The sequence below is a fragment of the Pseudoalteromonas sp. NJ631 genome (assembly GCF_000276645.1).
Taxonomy (GTDB): domain Bacteria; phylum Pseudomonadota; class Gammaproteobacteria; order Enterobacterales; family Alteromonadaceae; genus Pseudoalteromonas; species Pseudoalteromonas piscicida.
The window spans coordinates 190,778-210,863 of sequence record NZ_AKXJ01000006.1 but is presented as its reverse complement, the minus strand read 5'-3'; the positions used below and the strand labels follow the sequence as shown (position 1 = coordinate 210,863).

Below are 20,086 nucleotides of genomic sequence, written 5' to 3'. Positions count from 1 at the left end.
AGGCAATGTTACCAAATTAAAAAAACAAGGTTTTTATGGATACTTCAAAATTAAAAAAATTTGCTCAATACGCTCGTAGAAGCCTGATTGAGCAAGTGCAAAGTAAATTAAGGTTAGTATTAGCACAAGACAGTGCTGCAAGACGTGAATATCCTCATGCGGTAAAAGAACTCGAAGCTAAACAAAAAGAGTTCGGGGATGACAAGCTTCTAATTGAACAAGTGGCATATACATGGTTTAACCGTTTTTGTGCGCTTAGATTTATGGATGCCAATCAATACAACCGTATTATGGTGGTATCGCCAATTGCAGGCCAGTTCCAACCTGAAATTTTAGCAGAAGCGAAAGCTGGACATTTGGATGAGTCTGTTTTTGATGCAAAGACTAGTGACAAGATCCGAGGCTTGCTATCGGGGGCTATTCCAAGCCGAGACGGGCAGGCGGAAGCCTATCGCTTAATTATTGTCGGTGTGTGTAATGATTACCATCGATTAATGCCCTATTTATTTGAGCGTATCGAAGATTACACTGAACTCCTTATGCCTGAAGATTTATTATCAGGCAATTCAATACTTGCTTATACACGTGAGGCAATGACGCCAGAGAATTGTGAATCCGTTGAATCTATTGGCTGGCTATATCAATTCTACATTTCAGAAAAGAAAGATCAGGTGTTCGAGGGTTTAAAGAAAAACAAAAAGATTACACCAGAGAATATCCCAGCAGCTACCCAGCTATTTACACCGCATTGGATAGTTAAGTACTTAGTTGAAAACTCGCTGGGTCGTTTATGGATGTTGAATAATCCAAGCTCAAAAGTAATTGAGCAAATGGAGTACTACATTAAGCCTGTTGAGGAAGAAGAGGACTTTCTCAAAATCTCTAGCCCAGAAGAGTTAAAAATATGCGACCCAGCTGCTGGCTCTGGGCATATGCTTACCTATGCTTATGACTTGCTTTATGCAATCTATCTTGATGCTAACTATGACCCTGTTGATATTCCAGAGTTAATTTTAACTAAGAACTTATACGGCATTGAGATTGATGAGCGAGCAGCCGAACTTGCAGCATTCGCCCTTAGTATGAAAGCGATGAAGGGCAACCCGTTTGATGACAGTAACAACAGAAGACGATTCTTCCGTAATCCAATTAAGCCTAATATTTGTCGATTGGAAAAAGTAACTATTGATGAATACGCACTTGAAGAGTACATCGAGTTTGCGGGCAAAGAGTTGTTCACGTCTGATGTTCGAGCGACTCTTAAAGAATTTGAGGAAGCAGACAACTTTGGTTCATTAATTCAGCCGACATTAAAAGAACCGACAGAGTTGATTGAGAAACTTGAATCTAAAAATTCCCTAGTTGACCTCTTTTTAAAAGATACTCATGAATCTATTCTAAAAACATTAAAACAGGCCAAGTACTTATCGTCTAATTATCATGTAGTTACAGCTAATCCACCATACTTGGGTTTTAAAGGTATGAATGGAAGGCTGAGTACATGGATAAAGAACAATTATCCAGATAGCAAAACAGATTTATTTTCGGCTTTCATAGATCGCAATATTGATTTAGCAATGAAGAATGGCTGTATTGCGATGATTACTATGCACTCATGGATGTTTTTATCCAAATATGAAGTGATAAGACGCAAGATCCTACAATCAACGAATATTCTATCTATGGCTCATCTAGGTGCGCGTGCATTTGATAGTATTGGTGGCGAGGTCGTTTCTACTACAGCCTTTGTTTTAGTTAAAGGTAGAAATGACGTCCGTTCAGGTGTTTTCTATAGACTACTTGCTGGAAAATCAGAATCTGAAAAGTCTGAAATTTACTTGAAAGCTTTAAATAGTTTAGATGAAAAGAAATCCTTCTTAGCAAAATCGACCTCTTTTGAAAGTATACCGAGTGCTCCTATAGCATATTGGGCTTCAGATTCGATAATAAAGTCTTTTCAAAAAGAGAAACTCGGTGAGGTAGCAGATGCTAAGCAAGGTATGGCAACGTCTGATAATGACAGATTTTTACGTTATTGGTTCGAAGTAGCATCTAACTCACTCTGTTTAGACTGTAAATCGTTGACAGAATCGGAACATAGAAAAGAAAAGTGGTATGCGTATAACAAAGGAGGTTCATTTAGACGATGGTATGGCAATAATGAATATGTTGTAAACTGGCAATATAACGGGAAAGAACTCAGGGAATTTGTTGAAGAGTTGAATAAACTGAGACCCGGTGGCAGGCTTAAAAATCAGGAGTATTATTTTAGAGAAAATATTACCTATTCTGCTTTAAGTTCGGGGTTATTTTCAGCTAGATACAATTCAGAAGGTTTTTTGTTTGACACCAAGGGGTCTTGTATATTCCCACACGATGTTGACCTGCTAGATTTAATTGCTTTCTTGAATAGTAATGTGGCTCAGGAGTATCTAAACATACTTTGTCCAACATTAGACTACAGCTCTATAGGCATAAATGCTTTACCAATATTGAGGGATCGGCAACCCAAAAAAATAGCAAGAGAATTAATTGAAATAGCAAAGTATGATTGGGATGAATCTGAACTATCGTGGGGATTCAAATCATCGCCTCTTCTAGTGAACAAAAATTCAGCGTTACTGGCTGCTACGATAGATAACTATCAAGCTATATGCAAAAAGTTAGTTAATCAGGCTAGGAGTCTTGAAGAAGAGAATAATCAATATTTTATAGACGTATACGACATTAATTTCCTTTCCAAAGAAGTTAACTTAAGTGATGTAGCTCTGAACTGTAATCCTTATTTCAGATATAAAGACAATCAAGACAAGGAGCAGGAAGCTTGTAAAGATTACTTAATTGATTTTATATCTTTTTCCGTAGGTTGTATGTTGGGACGTTTCTCGATTGATAAAAATGGCCTTATTCTATCTCAGCAAGGGGACGTTTTTGATACATTTTTAGGTAAAGTACCATCCCCAACTTTTATGCCTGATGACGATAATGTTATTCCAATTATTGATTTTGAAGGTGACTGGTTTGAAGACGATATCACTGAGCGTTTCAAAGAATTTTTAAAAGTGACTTTTGGTGAAGAAAACTTTGCTGAAAATTTATCATTTATCGAAGATGCGATTGGTAAAGACATTAAGAAATACTTTGTAAAAGATTTCTATGCTGATCATGTTAGACGCTATAAAAAACGACCGATTTATTGGATGTTCTCTAGTCCTAAAGGCTCGTTCAATGCCTTAATTTATATGCATCGTTATCAGCCAGATACGGTAAGCATAGTGCTTAACGACTATTTACGTGAATTCAGGACAAAATTAGAAGCGCGTAAAGAAAGCTATGAACAAGTTGAAATCAGTGCTTCTGCTAGCCAAAAAGATAAGACCAACGCGATTAAAGCTATAAGCAAAATTAACAAAGTGCTTGAAGAAATTAATGACTACGAGCACGACGTTTTGTATCCACTGGCTGGTGAGAAAATTGAAATCGACCTAGATGATGGTGTTAAACATAACTACCCATTATTTGGCAAAGCACTGAAGAAAGTCACGGGGTTATCGTAGGGAACGCAATGGCAGGTGATTATGAAAAGGCAATAAGTATTCAAGACGCGATTAATAGCATTAATCGCGAATTTTTGTTGCCAGCAATTCAACGTAAGTTTGTTTGGAGTAGCCAACAGATTTGTTTGCTGTTTGATTCGATTCTTCGCGGTTATCCCATTAATAGTTTTATGATGTGGGAAGTTAAAGATAGCCAAATCAAAAATGACTATAAGTTTTATGAGTTTATTAGTGGCTTTTGTCAGCGTTTTAACGAAGAAAACCCTTACAAACCAACAAATGCAACGTCGCCCGATTTTAAAGCTGTGATAGATGGTCAACAACGGCTTACATCTTTATATATCGGTTTGTGCAGCACTTATGCATATAAACAACCCAGAGTTTGGTGGCCAACGTCACAAGACGATGCCGTTTTACCACCGAGGAAGTTGTATTTAGATTTGTTATCAGAGGTGAAATCGGATGATAACGAGTCAATGATGTTTTATAACTTTAAGTTTTTAACTGACAAGCAAGCCGCTTCGAAAGAGCATCATTGGTATTGTTTGCACAATATACTTAGAGAAGAATCTTTTACAGAACCTACAGATGTTTTGATGAATGTTGTTTTACCCTATATTCAAAAGCATCAACTTAATGGTAATGACTTCGCTCAGAAAACACTTTTAAAACTGTATTCCGTAATTCGACATCAAAAATTGATTCATTACTTTAATGAACAAAGCCAAGAAATTGATCATGTTCTGGATGTGTTTATTCGCACAAACAGCGGCGGCACCAAGCTAGATTTTTCTGACTTGTTGATGTCAATTGCAGTAGCAAATTGGGATGGTGACTTTAGGCATGAAGTTGATAGCCTCACAAAGTCTATCAACCAAAGTGCTGATATGGGGTTTTATGTTGGCCGAGACTGGATATTGAAAACTTGCTTAATGCTAACCAATTCCGACGTAAAATTTAAAGTGAAGAACTTTAAGGCTGAGCAAGTTGAAGCAATACAAAATCAATGGCCTCAAATTAAGGCGTGCATAAAAGAAACCTTAAAGCTAATTCGTAGGTTCGGTATAAACCCACAATCCCTCACATCAAAAAATGCCGTTATACCTGTTTGTTATTACCTTTACAAAAAGCAGGCTGGCGGTGGAGCTTTGTATAAAGATATTAATAATCTATCTAGATGTGCTGAACAGAGAAACGTTATTAGTAAATGGTTTTATATGGTACTGCTCAAAGGTGTGTTTGGTGGACAAGCTGATACAATTTTATCTGGAATGAGGGATGTTTTAGACAAAAACCTTGCACAACCAATATTTCCAATAGAAGCCATTATTGAAAAGTATAAAGGGTCTAATAAAGATCTGCGCTTTGATGATGAATACATCGAAAATTTATTGGATATACAGTATGGAGAAGGTAAATGCAGAGCGTTGTTACATCTGCTTTTTCCTGAGATGAACCCAACTGAGACTTTCCATATAGACCATCTGCATCCAAAAGATTCATTTAAAAAGGGAAATTTGAATAAACATGAATTTCTTAAAAAAAGTAGTGAATTATTAAACTTTTATTCAGATACTAAACACTGGAATAGCATAGCCAATTTACATTTACTAAATGACTCTCAAAATATGTCTAAAGGGGCGCTTCCTTTAGCACAGTGGATAGATTCTGCCGAAGTGAATGTTTCAAAGAACAATATTTTGTTAGAAGAAAATGACAGCTTATGCTTTTCAGAGTTTAAAGCGTTTTTTGAAAAGCGCAGACAAGCACTAAAAATTAGATTGCAAAACCGAGTATTCATGACTGAAGTACTAGATCTAGAAATTGCTGAAGACGATCAAGATGAAGAAGTGGTAGACGAGGAAGTAATGTCATGACATCAAGAATCTCAAACGCCTTAGCGCGACTATTTACAAAACACAGAATCGTATTTTGGTACGATGACAAGCAAGAGTTGCGTAATGACTTCGAAACGCTTGAGCTTGAAGACGTTAAAAAAGTTGAAATCGATAATAATGAGTTTTCACTTAAGCACACCTTGTTGCGTGATGACTACAAATCAAGATTCTTAGTATACAAAGAAGGCGATCAGCCAGAGCCTGTTAAGAATTGGCTATACGACATAGAGCTTGCGAATACGGTATTTAAAACAGATCAAAACGCAATTTGGTTAAATGAATTGGAGCTGCCGAGTGAATTTGCTGAAATTGTTCAGCAACATGCTGCTTTTTTTGAGCCTGAAGGCAAAACAAAAGAGGCCGCTTCACAAGCTGAAGAACGAAGAGCAACATTAAAAAACGTAATTGAAAGTGACGATACTTTAAGTCGTATTAGGTTAAAAATGTTGGCGATAGCAACGGGCACAAAGCAAAAAGGGGATGTGCGCTTAGACGTTGCCCTTGAACGTTTGATTGCCGAAAAAGCTGAAGGTAAAACGTATAAGTTTATTGAGCGCTGTAACTTGCATCATTTTTTATGGGAGCAGGTGAATAATCATTATGGTTACCAGAGTGATAGCCCATCAGTAATGGACTTTGTATTTGAACTGTTTAAGTACTGTTATTGTGCTGAGCTACCAAGTGGTTTGCAAGGTGTCAGTCAGGACTCTGATGCAGCTAAATTGCAAAACATGACTAATAACGCTCTAGTATTCTTTAAACGATGGAAAGACAGTAGAACTCACCAAGAAACATTTGAGTGGTTGTCTGAGCAATGCTCAAACTCAATGAAAATTGAAGATGACCTTCAGCATCGCTCTCTAAAGGATGTACTGGATCTGGATTACTTTAGAGTCATTGACAAAAAGGTGATACATGAATTGGTTAACGGCGTTGCTAAAAGAACCTTATCACAAGGCGAAGTAGCGCTGTGGTGTCGTCAGCGACGACAAGGTCACTGGTATAAAGATTTTGAGTTATTGTACGACGCAGTTGATGTAGCAAGCCAGTTCTTTGCATTGTTAGACACGACTCAACTTGATATGTCATCGGCTTCTGAAGCGGTTCAAAGTTACACACGGCAATGGTTTAAGTTAGATCAGTTATATCGCAAATACATTTATGCGCTAAAAGCGTCTTCGCAACACTCGCTTCTTAACTCGCTTACGGAGCAAATTGAAAATTTATATATCAATAACTATGTACAGCCACTAACTAATAGTTGGCAACAACATGTTAATGATATGGATAAATGGCAGGTTAGTGGTGTTGATCCACAAAGCCGATTCTTTAAAAAATATGTTGAGACCAATTACCTAAACAAAAATAAAAAGGTTTGTGTGATCATATCAGATGCTTTCAGGTATGAAGCTGGCGAAGAAATGGTAAGTCGAATTAGGCAAGAAGATCGTTATGAAGCAAAGCTAAATCACGCCTTGTCGTCTTTACCAAGTTATACACAATTAGGGATGGCCTCGTTGTTACCTCAGTCAAAAGAGTACCCACTACGATTAGCAGATAGCAAAGGCACCGTATTTATGGGCGAATTATCAACTCAAGGTACTGATAACCGGGATAAGGTGCTAAAGGCCATTCATGGTGAACGGGCAAGTGCGATTCAGGCCAAAGAGTTGTTGGAGATGAATCAGATCAACAGCAGAGAGCTGTTGAAGGCAAATGACATCTTATACATTTACCATAATCGAATTGACCATGCTGGCGACAAAATGCAATCGGAAGGTGAAGCGTTTGAAGCGACTGAAAGAACCTTCGATGATTTAATTAAGCTAATTAAGAAATTAGCCAATGCCAATGCTAACAACTTAGTTATTACCGCCGATCACGGCTTTATTTATCAAAATAGTGCGTTGGATGATAGCGATTATTCAGCGAAGGATGTTGAAGGCGAAATTGTTTATAACGATAGACGTTTTGTTTTAGGTAAAAATCTCAGCGCGGGGAGATCATTTAAAACGTTTACTGCCGAGCAATTGGGCTTAACTGGTGATGTTCATGCTGTTATTCCAAAAGGAATTCAACGGATGAGGCTAAGCGGCTCTGGCAGTCGTTTTGTTCATGGTGGAGCCTCACTTCAAGAGACCATTATCCCTATCATCAGTATTAATAAAAAGCGCTCTAGCGATATCACTATGGTTGAGGTTGAAGTATTGCGCAGCGGCTATAGCGTCATAACTAGTGGGCAGATATCGGTTATTCTGTATCAAGTTGAAGCAGTGACTGACAAAATCCAACCTAGAAAGTTACGTTTAGGTATATATACCGAATCAGGCAAGCTGATTTCAGATAGCCATACGGTGGACGTAGATTTAACTTCTGAAAATGCGCGTGAACGTGAGATGAAGTTACGATTCTTACTCAACCAAGAAGCGGATTCGGCTAACCATCAAGAAGTTATCTTAAAGTTAGAAGAGCCTGTTGCTGGAACAAACCAATGGGAAGAATACAAACAGTTACGCTATACCATTAAGCGCTCTTTTACATCTGATTTCGATTTTTAAGATAGCAGACGATGAATAATAAAGTTGAAAGGGACTTTAACTACTAAATTTGGGACTAAAGAATGAATAAACTTAACCAAAAAATATGTGATGAATTTGCAGGTCTTGTTGTTAGAAAAGACTTGGTAAAAACCGTAAAAGGTAACGCTATTGTTCCATCTTATGTACTTGAATACTTGCTAGGTCAGTATTGTGCGACAAGTGATGAGGCAAGCATTGAATCAGGTATACAAACGGTTAAAGAAATTTTAGCTAAGCATTATGTGCATCGTAATGAAGCTGGGTTAATTCGCTCCACCATTCGTGAGAAAGGTCGCCATAAAGTTATTGATAAAGTGAGTGTATCACTCAATGACAAGAAAGACGTGTATGAGACGGAGTTCTCGAATCTTGGCATTAAAAAGGTTCTGATTGATTCTGGTACGGTAAAGAAACACCCGAAATTATTGGTTGGTGGCGTATGGGTTATTGCCGATATTGAGTACGACCATACTGAAGATAAAGACGCCAGCCCTTGGATTTTAAGTACCATTAAGCCCATCCAAATGTCTCATTTTGATTATGATGGTTATATCAGTGCTAGAAACAAGTTTGATTTAGATGAGTGGATTGATGTGCTGGTACAAAGCATTGGCTTTAATCCAGAGTTTTTTGGACGAAGAAGTAAACTTACTCAGTTGGTTCGCCTGATCCCATTTTGTGAACGTAACTACAACTTAATAGAACTTGGCCCCAAAGGTACGGGTAAATCGCATATCTACTCTGAATTCTCGCCGCATGGTATTTTGATATCTGGTGGTGAAGTAACAGTACCTAAGTTATTTGTAAACAACTCTAGCGGCAAATTAGGTTTGGTTGGTTACTGGGATACCGTCGCTTTTGATGAATTTGCAGGTAAGCAAAAACGAGTCGACAAAGCGCTCGTTGATATCATGAAAAACTACATGGCAAACAAGTCGTTCTCTCGTGGTGTCGAAACCTTGGGCGCTGATGCATCAATGGCTTTTGTGGGGAATACTGAGCATAGCTTGCCTTACATGTTGAAGCATTCCGATTTATTTGATGCCTTGCCTGAAAAGTTCTATGACTCGGCATTTTTAGACCGTCTTCATTTCTATATTCCGGGCTGGGAAGTCGACATTATCCGTGGTGAAATGTTCTCTAGCGGATATGGCTTTGTTGTAGATTATTTGGCGGAGGTTTTGCGCCATTTAAGAAACCAAGATTACTCAGATCGATACCAAGAGTATTTCAAGCTTTCTTCTCAAATTTCAACCCGTGACAGGGATGCAATACATAAAACGTTTAGCGGTTTGATGAAAATATTGTTCCCGCAAGGCGGAGCAACAGAAGCAGAAATTGAAGAAATTCTTAAGTTTGCAATGGAAGGTCGTAAACGAGTTAAAGATCAACTGTTCCGAATAGATAGTACTTATGTAGACGTTAACTTTGCATATAGTAATAAAGCTGGACAAGAATTGGCTGTTCAAACCCTAGAAGAACTGCAATATCCGAATTATTTTAATCAGACCGTTGGTGAAGTTTCGGATATTGGTATGCCAGAGCCTGATATTGAGCCTGTAGGTGTCAGTTCTGCGCAACAGCCATCACAGGCAGTGTCCGCGCCTTGTTCTGAATTGAAAGAGCATCACGTAACATATGCTGAAAATCAACGTGGTGTGAGTTATGACAAGCTTTTTGGGCCATATTTAAAAGGCGCTAAGCACATCACGATTACCGACCCTTATATTCGAATGTTCTATCAAGCTAAAAACCTAATGGAGTTGCTTGAAACGATAGTGAAATTAAAAGAGGAAGGTGAAGAAGTTGTCGTTAGCCTAGTAACCGTTGAAGATGAGTCAAAAGGTGAAGCTCAGCGAGACTTTTTCGAACAGATCCAAAGTACAATGTTTTCGGTTGGGATAAAGTTTGCGTATTCATTTGATAACTCAGGAACTCAACATGCTCGGCATATTGTTACCGATCATGGTTGGAAGATATCGCTCGATAGAGGATTAGATATATTTCAGCAATATGACTCTAATGATGCTTTTAGTTTATCTACCCGCTTGCAAACTCATCGAGCCGTAAAAGCATTCGAAGTGACTTATATTAAAGTCGACTAGAATAGTCAGAGTCACCCAATCAACAAAAGCCGAGGTTTATTTGCCTCGGCTTTTCTTTATGAATATGTAGTTTAGTTTACGTAAATGTAATTAAGTATACATAAGTAATCCCATCTGTTTTTGTAAAATCGATATAAAACAACAAGATAACTTTTGGCATCAAGATTGTAATAGTTGGCATGTGTTTAACTATTGTGAGATTTTGCCATGAACTCAAAAATCATTCTTAACGCCGACGACCAAATTGCTTGTCCGCACTGTAACAGTGAATTCCCAATCAAAGAGGCTGTTGCGAAGCACCTGATTGAAAAACACGAAGATGAATATCAGCAACTGCTCAGTAAAGAGCTGGTTAGCCTTCAAGAGCAAGCAGCTAAAGATGCTGAAAAGTCTATTGCGAAAACATTCAAGAAGCAGATTGAGACGCTTCAAGAGCAACTTGCTGAAAGCCAAGACGGTGCTAAATCATTGCAGGCAAAAATTGCTGAAGAGAAGAAAAAGGCGGAAGACAAGATCCGGGAGTCGGTCAAACTTGAGCATGATGCTTTGGAAGAGTCTTTGAAATCCAAAGAGGAGCAACTGGCAAAATTCCGCGAGCAAGAACTTGCATTGCGTAAAGCTAAAACTGAGCTTGAAGATAAGCAAAAGGATATGGAGCTTGAGTTAGCTCGTCGTGTTGAAAGTGAAAAGGAGTCGCTGCGTGTATCCATTGGTGATGAGTTCAAACTTAAAGAAGCTGAACTTCGAAAGAAAATCGATGATGCGTCAAAGGCTAATGAAGATCTAAAGCGCAAGTTGGAACAGGGATCACAACAACTTCAGGGAGAAGTGCTAGAGCTTGAACTAGAGCATGAACTTGCTCAGGCGTATCCGTTAGACGATATCGACCCTGTTGGAAAAGGCACTCGTGGTGCGGACGTCATTCAAACGGTTCGATTAAGAACTGGTACGGTTTGCGGAAAGATTGTTTGGGAGACCAAACGTGCTGAGAATTGGTCAAACAACTGGATCACTAAGCTTAAGGCCGACATGCAAGAAGTAGGTGGAGATATTGCGGTATTGGTTTCTACGGCGTTCCCGGCGGGAATTGAAGAGCCAATGGTAATGAAAGATGGCGTTTGGTTAGTTAAGCCTGCGTTAGCCAAAGGGCTATCAGAGGCCCTAAGAACGGTATTAACCGAAGCTCAGCGCCAAAAAGCGGTGAGCGTAGGCAAAAATGAGCAAATGGAAGCGCTCTATGACTACATCTGTAGTACGCAGTTTGTGCAGCGTATTAAGGCGGTAGTCGATCACCAAGAGCAAATGCGCTTGGAGCTGGAAAAGGAAAAATCAGCGATGCAGCGGATCTGGAAGAAACGCGAAGGGCAAATCGGTGGCATTACTAATCAAATGATGTCGATTTGCGGGGAATTACAAGGATTGTCGCAAGGAAGCATGCCTTTATTAGATGATATCGCCTTGTTAGGCGACTAATTAAGGATATTGGGGAGACCTCCAATGTAGCTGGAGGTCTCATTTTGTAGCTCAAAACACAGTTAATAACGAAATTTTTGCAAAAAAATTGAAATTTCTTAACGTGATGAAAATTAAGAAAATGTCAATTTTTGACGTGTTTGTTGGAAATCGTTAGTTAGTTATACATATTTGTATAATAAGTATTTTTAATTGACTGATATCTAATAAATTGTCTTTCAATCAATTCCTTTGTAAGGAGGTGGAATAATTAATAAACAATAAAATAACGTATTGAATTGTAAGAAGTATTGCAATTTGCTGTATAAAAAATGAGCTGCTATGAATTTATAGTTTAAGAAATTTATAGGAGTTAATCATGAAAACTGTAAAACAGCCTGAAATCACTCAAAAAGAGTTGAATAAAATCATTGCATATCACAATGACGTCGAAAAGTACGGGTATAAGCCTTGGAACACAATTCGACAGTCTCACACTTATGGTCAGGGTCAGGAGATCTTAAATCGTTTTAATGACCGAACCATCCACTTATACAGCCGTGGTGAAAGACAGCTATTTGTTCTACTTGAGGCTATGCCAAATGTTATCGATATCAAAGAGCAGTTTCCATTGCCGCTCAATGAAACACTAGACTTGGCATCAGAGCTTAATATTAAGCATCCCGGTGCTTACAAAGAGCGTTTTGAAAATGACGGTATTGTCCCAGCTAAAACCATGACATCTGATTTGGTGGTAACGTTCCGCTTAGTAAACAATGAAGAAAAAGTTGTTGTTTACTCGTTTAAGTATCAACAATCTCTAGATTATTTAGCTAACCCCCGAACCGCAAAACGAACTTGGGATAAGTTAAAGCTTGAACGAGAGTACTGGCATCGAGAAGAGATTGAGTGGATGTTAATGACTGAGCAGTGTTACTCACCAATTTATATCTACAACTTAGAATACCTCCGAGAATGTTTCGAGTACCCAGAGTTACTGGATGTCAGCGAGGAATTTTATCGACTATTCATTAAAACGTTTCGCCAATATGACGACAAGTACGCGGTTTATACGTTGAGAACAATTCTTGAAAAGGTGTCCGATGAGCTAAATATGGATCTGTTCCACGCTCAAGCGTTATTTCAAAAAGCAGCGTATTTTAAAGATTTGAAGATTGATCTGTTTCAGGAAATTGAATTGTTTCGACCTCTAATCGCTAACCCAGTGGAGGTGAAGTATGCAGCTTAATCAGAAATTAGTAAGCACGAATAAAAATCCAGCCGAGTTTTTGATTGTTGACGTGAGCCAAGAGCATGCTCAAGTTGCTATTGTAGATATGTTGTGCAATCCACCTAAACGTCCTAAAGCTCAATCATTTGCTTGGGTTCAGGAAAAGTTGGCCTCAAAAGAATTAAAACTGGAAGAGCATGATCACTCGGATCTATTGATGGCTGATGATTCAGAACTTAAGCCAAGTTGGATAAAAAGACGTGATGCGGCTTATTTGGCAATTTCTAGCTTAGTGGAAGACCCATATCAGTTGGATCAATATTTTTATGGTGAGCCTAGTGGCATCTTAGCTCGCTTAATTAAAGAGTCGGGACGCAGCAGAAAGTGGGTTCAAGCGTCAATTAATCGATACTTCCGATACGGTAGTGTGCCGAATGCGTTGTTACCTCACTATGAAGAATTAGGTAAAAAATACGTTGGTCCCGAAAAGCCGATTTACAACAAAGATGGCAGTACTTGCCTTAAATCTAAGCCCGGCATAGACACTATATATGGTAAACCCTTCCGATATATAACAGTTGAAGATAAACACAATATTTACGAGTTCTCTAAAAAACTTAAAGATCTACAAGAAGTTAACTTGCAGGATTTATATGAAGATTACTGTAAAGAATACTGCGTGGTCGCTGTTAGACCTGAAGGTGCTGAAGACGATGATATTGCCGAAGAGTTTTATGCTGTATTGCCGCGGGTCCGTTTAATTAGTCCGAGAGCTTTCAAGCGCTATCTTAAAAAATGCATTGGTACATTGGAGTTTATTCGTAGACGAACTGGCAGCATATTGTATGACAAAGATCACGCTGGCAAACCGGGGTTAGCAGCTCATGGCTTACGCGGTCCACTAAGTCGTTATGAAATCGATAGCACAACTGCTGATGTCTACATACGTTACGAATATTCAAATGATGAGCAATTGAGTATTGGAAGACCAACAATTTACTTTGTAATTGATGTTGTTAGCTCAATGATTGTTGGTGTTCATGTTTGTTTTCATGGGCCAGATTGGCACGCCGAGTCACAAGCGCTATTTAATGCGTTTACTGACAAAGTTGAATTTTGCAGACAATTTGGGATTGAAATCACGCATAAAGATTGGCCCTGCGCAGATATTTGTAAAGAGCTAACTTTAGATAGAGGCACAGAAAATGGTCATAGCGCTATTACTTCTTTGCTTAAAGGTAAGATCGGTATCAAAGCAGCGAATTTTAACGCTTATCATCGCGGTGATTGTAAAGGAACCGTTGAAAAAGCTTTTGATACTGTTCAAGGAAAAGCGATACCTCAGCATGAAGGTAAGGTCTACAAGGCTCCTAAAAAGGAAAATGCTCACGCTTCTAGAGGTGCTGTATACACCTATGATCAGTTTATGCGGCGTCTGATCAAAGAAATTATTCATCGTAATAACACTGCATCGAGAATTGATAATCACAATTTTGAAATGTGTCGTGATGAGGTTGGCTTAACACCTCGTGATATTTGGAATTGGGGTCTTAAACAGTCCATTTTTCCACCCATTAAAAAGTCTAAAGATACGCTCTTGTATGCGTTAATGAAAAAGGAACACGCTATGGTCACTGACAAAGGCGTTAGGTTCAGAGGAGTATTTTACAATTGCCCTGAAGTAATGGAGCTTAAATGGCTTGATAAAGCTAAGAATGACGGTCGATTTGAAATAGAGATACGATACACGGATGTTAATTCCAATCATATCTGGTGTCGTCATCCTGAGGACAAAAATAAAGTGATGCAAATGGAGATCACTGAAAGAAGCTGCAAATACAAAAATCGACTATGGGCGCAGGTTTTAGCTCACCAAGAACAAGTGAAACACCTTCTGGCTCTCCTCGATGAACAGCGTTTTAGTGAGCGTGTTCTTCTTAATATGTCTCTAGAAGAAATGGACAATGCTATTAAAGATGAGCTTCGCATGCTTAAAAAATCTCAAGCGGTTAGCCCTGATAAAACGGTAAGAGACAGAAAGAAAGCGCATGGTGATATGGAAAAACAAATTCAATATCAACATTTGTTAATAGCGATGGAAGATGCAGCCAATTTCACTGAAACACCAGATCCCCATGTGGTAGGTGGGGAGGAGCTTTTAGACCCAACATACAAACGTAAAAATGTCGCAGTATAGGAGAATTCACATGACAAATATTACATATATTTCACATCCAAACCCTAGCTGCAAAGGCAACCCTTTAATTGAAGGGTTAGGATACCCAATGTTACAGGAAGAAGTTGAAAAGGCATGCGATGACGGTGTTACGCAACTGGGAACGTTAAACGATGTTCCTGTTCAATACCACAATTATTATATCCGAAGCGCCATAGATAACTTGGCTGAATGTTATATTGCTCGTGATGAAGTTTACGCTTTGTATGAGAAGCTGCGTCGAATGATTGAGGCGGGGTACAAAAATAGAAACCCTGCTGATGCGGCATTTAAGAACCAAATGATAACGGCTGTTCATCAAGATGGAAAAAATCAGCAGGAGGCGTTTCATCTGAAAGCGATTACGGGTCAGGACATCGACTCTATGCTAAGAGCAAACGGAAGCTTTTTGCTTGCGGGCCTAAGCGGTGCCGGAAAAACTTCCTTGATGGTTCGTATATTAAAGCTAATACCGCAAGTGCTTTATCATTCAACCTACATCGACCCTGATGGTAATGAAATAGAAATTGAGGAGCATCAAATCCCTTACCTCTATGTGCAAATTCATAATCGTAAAGGGCAAAAAGCATTTCTAAAGACCGTGATAGAAGCTATCCAAGTCGCTACTAAAATTCCATATTTAACACGTGATGTGAAAAATGGCGATTCTGTTGATGATCTTATTCGTTTAGTTCGTAAATTAATGCTTAAACACAATGTTGGCATATTAGTTATTGATGAGGCACAGAATATTGCGCCAAATGTTGCTGCTGATAATGACAACAAAGTCTTAATTAGCAATGAGAAAACTTCAATTAAATTCATCGAGGAGATCTTTAACCGCATAGGCGTACCGCTCTTTTTTATTGGCACGTTATCGACGTTAAAGCTATTTGGTAAAGACGTAACTATTAGCCGCCGAACCCTAATTGATGGGAGTCTTTTACTGTTAGGGGTAGATGTCGAAGGTGACTTTTGGAACAGATTCTTCAACCAAATAAATCTAAGTCAATTGTTGGATGGAAAACATGATCCTGAAGATCACTTAAAGCGTCACCTGCATACCCTCATACGAGGTATCCCTGCTATCGCGATTAGTTTAATGCGAGCAACATTGACTCATATGTCTAAGTTTGACAAAGGTCAGCAAGGCGTGACGATAAAGGCTTTATCTCACGTATTCCGTCAGCAGTTTTCGGCGCTTCAAAAGCCTTTAAAGGCTCTTAAAAATGAAAAGTACCACTTATATGAAGACTTAGCGCCCTTAGCCGACTTAGTTGAGATTAATAAAGAGGTCTCTGAGCAGTTGGCGGAATCTGAGTCTGAGTTAAAAAATCGGGATAAGGACAAGAGGGAGCAAACGATATCAGACACGGACAAGGAAGCGGACGCAAAAGTCGAAAATGAGTTAGAAAAAGTGCGTAAGGTAAAAGTTAAATCAAAACGGTCAAAAGTACCTGTAATGGATGCAAAGCTTGCTGCAAAAATTGGAGCGAAAACGTTATTGAAATCAGGCTCAGGTCCAAAACCTAGTGTTATCCGGGGGAATTCTTAATGGAGCAGTTACAAAAACTACTTCCCGGCGAAGATTTATTTGGTTTAGTTGGTCGTTCATATGTCATGAGTAGCTTTAGGGACTTTAGTGCTATGCGTCAGGAATGGCAATTAACACATTATCGACATCTTCCGGGCGTATTCATTAGTCGGGATTTTGAAAAGCTGATAGAAGTGTTAAAACTGGCTCCTAGTGATGTTCACGCTAAGCATACATGCTTCAATATGCTCAATTCATCCATTTCTCAAGATGAGCTTGAACATCACCGCAGTCTTTCAAAGAACGTTACTTTTAACATAAAAGGTAGTGAGCTGGCACAACCTTGGCGTTGGTGCTCTGAGTGTGTAAAGGAGGATATCGAAAGTTTTGGTATCTCTTATTACCATCGTGATCACCAAGTTCCCGGCGTGAAACACTGTTCGAAGCACAAGTGTGTGTTGGTCTCAAAGTGTAATTCATGTGGAAATGAGATAGGCCAATTGAAACAGCAGCCAATCCCACCACCAGATGGGCATTGTATGAAATGCGGAAGTGAGTTTGATCGCGATATGATACTTACATCGCCGAGCATGCCTGCTGTTGAGTCACTTTGTTTAGAAATGGCTTATGGGCGGTTAAGTATATCGCAGCAGCAACTCGCTTCAAGGGTTCAATATTATTTGGGGATAAGGCAAGACGATATTGAGCTTGATGTTACTAGAGCCTCGATAAGAGCATTTTATAGAGATGTTATCGACTTTTATGGTGCAGATGAGTTACGAGTTTATTTACATACGATAAAGGAGCTAAAGCAGGGATTAAAATGCCCTGCATTCAAGGGTGCGCGTGTCTATGACCAGTATTCTACTGGTTTGCCGCTTCACCCTGTTGCAATAGCTGTCATTTGGCATTTTTTAGATGAAATGCTCGGTAACACAATGGCAGCTTGATGTTATGCCTAGCTTCAGTTATTCGCATTATATGAAAGGTGAGTCAATTTATGGATTGATCACTAATTACCATGTTGCCAGCGGTAATCGGAGCTGGAAACAGACAAATTTAGATATATTTGGCCGCACACACGTGCGGCTTCATTCCGTTTTACCCAATAATATCAAGGCGATAGCGCAATTCTTCAACGTAGAGCCTGAATACTTGCTTTCTCATGCGACAGGTTATCCTCTCTACGCGTTTTCATTGTCAAACCAAGCTTCTAAGCTAAAGAAAGTACTCTTATCACCAAAGGGACAGTTGATTACGAGTTATTCATTGCAAGCTCAATCATCGCTGCGATTAGCCAAACAACACCGATATTGCACAAAGTGTATCGAAGAGTCTTTTGACAAGTTAGGTACATTACCTTGGCGAATCGAACATCAACTATACGCTGTAAGCCACTGCCCTGAGCATGGAGAACCATTACTTTATCTAAATTCAGGGGAAGGAGGTATTAATAGACACTACTGTTTGCCAGAAGGCGGTGAACCAATCTTATTGGAACCAAATGATAAAGCAGTCCGCCTATCAATCTTTGTTACTAAATTATACCGTTTACTTCAGGATGACAAACTGCCTCGTAGCGTGATTGATTTGTATACCGAGTGGTTGACGATAAAAGGCTTTTTAACCAAATGTGGACACATAAGAATGCGTTTTTTGGTAGATGAATTGTTTAACTATTGGAAAGAGCTATTTGAAGCTACTGAAGAACTGATACCTCTTGAGTTGTGTAACTTTAATTATGTGGCGGATATCATTCATGAGCGACGCCCAGTCCATTATTTAAAACACGTTTTGCTAATGGCTTATCTCGCAAAATCACCCGAAGATTTTTTTGCTTTGAGTAAAGCACCCAAAACCGCTTATGAGCCTTTAAAGCAGCAAGACTCAGCATTGGAAAGTAATGTATTTAAGCTTCTTGATGATGGCAGCAGCCTGAGAAAGATAAGCGCTAGCTTAGGAGTGTCAGTTGGCTACGTAAAACAACTCGCACTTCGTAATAATTACGAAATTGATCGACGTCGATGGAAGTTAACCGATGATATAGAGCGAGATGTTTGGCGAAAAGCATTTGTTGGATGGCATAGAGCTGATATTGCAAAACATCATGATGTATCGGTTAGCACTGTTGAGCAACTTATTCAAAGCCACCAAGGTTTATCTCATTGGCGTCATCATTTGGTCATGGCAAAACGAAGAGCCAAAAACCGCAGTGCTCTATTGCAAGCTATTGAGACCAATCCTCAAATTACGCGAAATGAATTAAAACGCTCATTTAGTTGCTATATGTGGCTTTACAAGAATGACCGCGAGTGGCTGTATAAAAACTTACCATCGCCACAAACCCAAAAGTATTACCCATCTGTCGATTGGGCCGCAAGAGACACATTCCTCGCTATAAAAGTTAAGTGTTCACCGGGGACATTCAAATCATTATCTGAGTTGGATAGAGCAATCGGCGGACATGGCTGGTTGCTTCATGATTCTAAGAAGTTGCCTGAGACAATGAAAGAGGCAGCTAAAATTCTCGAAAATTCAATAGGTAAAAATTAGTTAAGGATTAGATCCATGCTTTCATTATATTTTTAACCGAGTCTTTTTTACTATTGTTGGACAACCTAACTAGGAGTTCAGCGCATGAATACTATCGTTTCAGATTGGCAAATTGTTTCAGTAATGGATAAAGACGAGCACATTGGTGACGTGCTCTGGGCAACATGTGTTGAGGATACGACATTTAGATTTTTTAATGGCGATTACATATGTACGTCAAGGATCATAGAGAGGCTCCCAAATAGCCAGTTGATAAGAACGCACAGTGGTAGCCTTTATCAGACACTGGGTGATGGAAAGCATTCGGTTATTCAGTTACGTGATTTTGAATTGCTTAGAAATGGGTTTAGTCCACAGGAGATTCAGCAGCTTAATGACCATACTGGGCAAATTTCACATTGAGCTACATAAATAAATTTACTATTAGGTAATTATTTTTACATTTTCGTATATTGTTTAATTTCAACTTATTGAAATTATTGAGGTTTAATTTGGTCTAATGTTTGCTCTCTAATAGTTAACATGCATAACCAATTCAAACAGGTTTAGCGAAATAATTTAGGAGAAGATATGAGTGATTTAAACCAAGAAACTTTTTGCAATTGCTTCGGCTGCGGCAGACCAATACATGTAGGTGAGCGAGTACATAGCATTAGCTATACCAGAGAGACTATTGTCTCGTCTAATTTGATTGAGCCAGACTATGGTGAGGCTCTGGGTACATGGTGCACTCCGTGCTTTGCCGAATTGCTTAAAAAAGGCAGTTGTGATGTCGCAGTTGAACATTTCATTAGTGAAGATTAATGGTTGAAGTATTCACTTTGTAACTGATTATTTTTACTAGTAAAAAGCCATTTAGAGTTGCTTCTTTCTTGTAATGTTTATAAATTAAATCGATAAGCTGATAAATAGTTACGGAAGATAAAACAAAATTTAATTGAATATCAATAATATTTTGTTCG

12 protein-coding genes are annotated in these 20,086 nt (G+C 38.9%); all 12 read left to right on the top strand.

What is annotated here, in order from left to right:
• Positions 1 to 35: 35 nt before the first annotated feature.
• The 12 genes from pglX (at position 36) to A587_RS0112605 (ending at position 19,928) form a co-directional block, all read left to right on the top strand.
• Positions 36 to 3,557, top strand: a complete 3,522-nt coding sequence (gene pglX, locus A587_RS0112660; RefSeq protein ID WP_017217912.1) for a BREX-1 system adenine-specific DNA-methyltransferase PglX — start codon at positions 36 to 38, stop codon at positions 3,555 to 3,557.
• Positions 3,558 to 3,565: 8 nt separating this feature from the next.
• Positions 3,566 to 5,434: a DUF262 domain-containing protein gene (locus A587_RS0112655; RefSeq protein ID WP_017217911.1), complete on the top strand. Its 1,869-nt coding sequence runs from the start codon at positions 3,566 to 3,568 to the stop codon at positions 5,432 to 5,434.
• Positions 5,431 to 8,013 (top strand): BREX-1 system phosphatase PglZ type A, encoded by a 2,583-nt coding sequence (pglZ, locus tag A587_RS0112650; protein WP_010607317.1) that lies wholly within the window; start codon positions 5,431 to 5,433, stop codon positions 8,011 to 8,013. The genes A587_RS0112655 and pglZ overlap by 4 nt, the downstream gene beginning before the upstream one ends.
• A gap of 62 nt (positions 8,014 to 8,075) precedes the next feature.
• Positions 8,076 to 10,139, top strand: a complete 2,064-nt coding sequence (brxL, locus tag A587_RS0112645) for a BREX system Lon protease-like protein BrxL (protein ID WP_010607316.1) — start codon at positions 8,076 to 8,078, stop codon at positions 10,137 to 10,139.
• 207 nt (positions 10,140 to 10,346) lie between these two features.
• Positions 10,347 to 11,612 carry a DUF2130 domain-containing protein gene (locus tag A587_RS0112640; RefSeq protein WP_017217910.1) on the top strand — a complete coding sequence of 422 codons (1,266 nt, stop codon included), beginning with the start codon at positions 10,347 to 10,349 and terminating at the stop codon, positions 11,610 to 11,612.
• A 358-nt stretch (positions 11,613 to 11,970) separates the two neighbouring features.
• Positions 11,971 to 12,840 carry a TnsA endonuclease N-terminal domain-containing protein gene (locus A587_RS0112635; RefSeq protein ID WP_010607314.1) on the top strand — a complete coding sequence of 290 codons (870 nt, stop codon included), beginning with the start codon at positions 11,971 to 11,973 and terminating at the stop codon, positions 12,838 to 12,840.
• On the top strand, positions 12,830 to 15,019 hold the full coding sequence (locus A587_RS0112630; RefSeq protein ID WP_017217909.1) for a Mu transposase C-terminal domain-containing protein: 2,190 nt from the start codon (positions 12,830 to 12,832) through the stop codon (positions 15,017 to 15,019). Before A587_RS0112635 ends, A587_RS0112630 begins: the two co-directional genes overlap by 11 nt.
• Positions 15,020 to 15,029: 10 nt before the next feature.
• Positions 15,030 to 16,592 carry an ATP-binding protein gene (locus tag A587_RS0112625; RefSeq protein ID WP_017217908.1) on the top strand — a complete coding sequence of 521 codons (1,563 nt, stop codon included), beginning with the start codon at positions 15,030 to 15,032 and terminating at the stop codon, positions 16,590 to 16,592.
• Positions 16,592 to 17,521: a TniQ family protein gene (locus tag A587_RS0112620; RefSeq protein ID WP_017217907.1), complete on the top strand. Its 930-nt coding sequence runs from the start codon at positions 16,592 to 16,594 to the stop codon at positions 17,519 to 17,521. The genes A587_RS0112625 and A587_RS0112620 overlap by 1 nt, the downstream gene beginning before the upstream one ends.
• Positions 17,490 to 19,124, top strand: a complete 1,635-nt coding sequence (locus A587_RS0112615) for a TnsD family Tn7-like transposition protein (protein ID WP_017217906.1) — start codon at positions 17,490 to 17,492, stop codon at positions 19,122 to 19,124. The genes A587_RS0112620 and A587_RS0112615 overlap by 32 nt, the downstream gene beginning before the upstream one ends.
• An 84-nt stretch (positions 19,125 to 19,208) precedes the next feature.
• Positions 19,209 to 19,526, top strand: a complete 318-nt coding sequence (locus A587_RS0112610; protein ID WP_017217905.1) for a hypothetical protein — start codon at positions 19,209 to 19,211, stop codon at positions 19,524 to 19,526.
• A 168-nt stretch (positions 19,527 to 19,694) separates the two neighbouring features.
• Complete coding sequence (locus A587_RS0112605; protein ID WP_017217904.1) at positions 19,695 to 19,928, top strand: hypothetical protein; 234 nt, start codon at positions 19,695 to 19,697, stop codon at positions 19,926 to 19,928.
• The last annotated feature ends 158 nt before the right edge of the window (positions 19,929 to 20,086 follow it).

What these genes read in the sequence shown, in the direction of transcription:
- A587_RS0112610 (WP_017217905.1), top strand. Translation starts at nt 19,209, where the DNA reads ATGAATACTATCGTTTCAGATTGGCAAATTGTTTCAGTAATGGATAAA.
- A587_RS0112640 (WP_017217910.1), top strand. Translation starts at nt 10,347, where the DNA reads ATGAACTCAAAAATCATTCTTAACGCCGACGACCAAATTGCTTGTCCG.
- A587_RS0112615 (WP_017217906.1), top strand. Translation starts at nt 17,490, where the DNA reads ATGAAATGCTCGGTAACACAATGGCAGCTTGATGTTATGCCTAGCTTC.
- pglZ (WP_010607317.1), top strand. Translation starts at nt 5,431, where the DNA reads ATGACATCAAGAATCTCAAACGCCTTAGCGCGACTATTTACAAAACAC.
- A587_RS0112620 (WP_017217907.1), top strand. Translation starts at nt 16,592, where the DNA reads ATGGAGCAGTTACAAAAACTACTTCCCGGCGAAGATTTATTTGGTTTA.
- A587_RS0112630 (WP_017217909.1), top strand. Translation starts at nt 12,830, where the DNA reads ATGCAGCTTAATCAGAAATTAGTAAGCACGAATAAAAATCCAGCCGAG.
- A587_RS0112625 (WP_017217908.1), top strand. Translation starts at nt 15,030, where the DNA reads ATGACAAATATTACATATATTTCACATCCAAACCCTAGCTGCAAAGGC.
- A587_RS0112635 (WP_010607314.1), top strand. Translation starts at nt 11,971, where the DNA reads ATGAAAACTGTAAAACAGCCTGAAATCACTCAAAAAGAGTTGAATAAA.
- brxL (WP_010607316.1), top strand. Translation starts at nt 8,076, where the DNA reads ATGAATAAACTTAACCAAAAAATATGTGATGAATTTGCAGGTCTTGTT.
- pglX (WP_017217912.1), top strand. Translation starts at nt 36, where the DNA reads ATGGATACTTCAAAATTAAAAAAATTTGCTCAATACGCTCGTAGAAGC.
- A587_RS0112605 (WP_017217904.1), top strand. Translation starts at nt 19,695, where the DNA reads ATGAGTGATTTAAACCAAGAAACTTTTTGCAATTGCTTCGGCTGCGGC.
- A587_RS0112655 (WP_017217911.1), top strand. Translation starts at nt 3,566, where the DNA reads ATGGCAGGTGATTATGAAAAGGCAATAAGTATTCAAGACGCGATTAAT.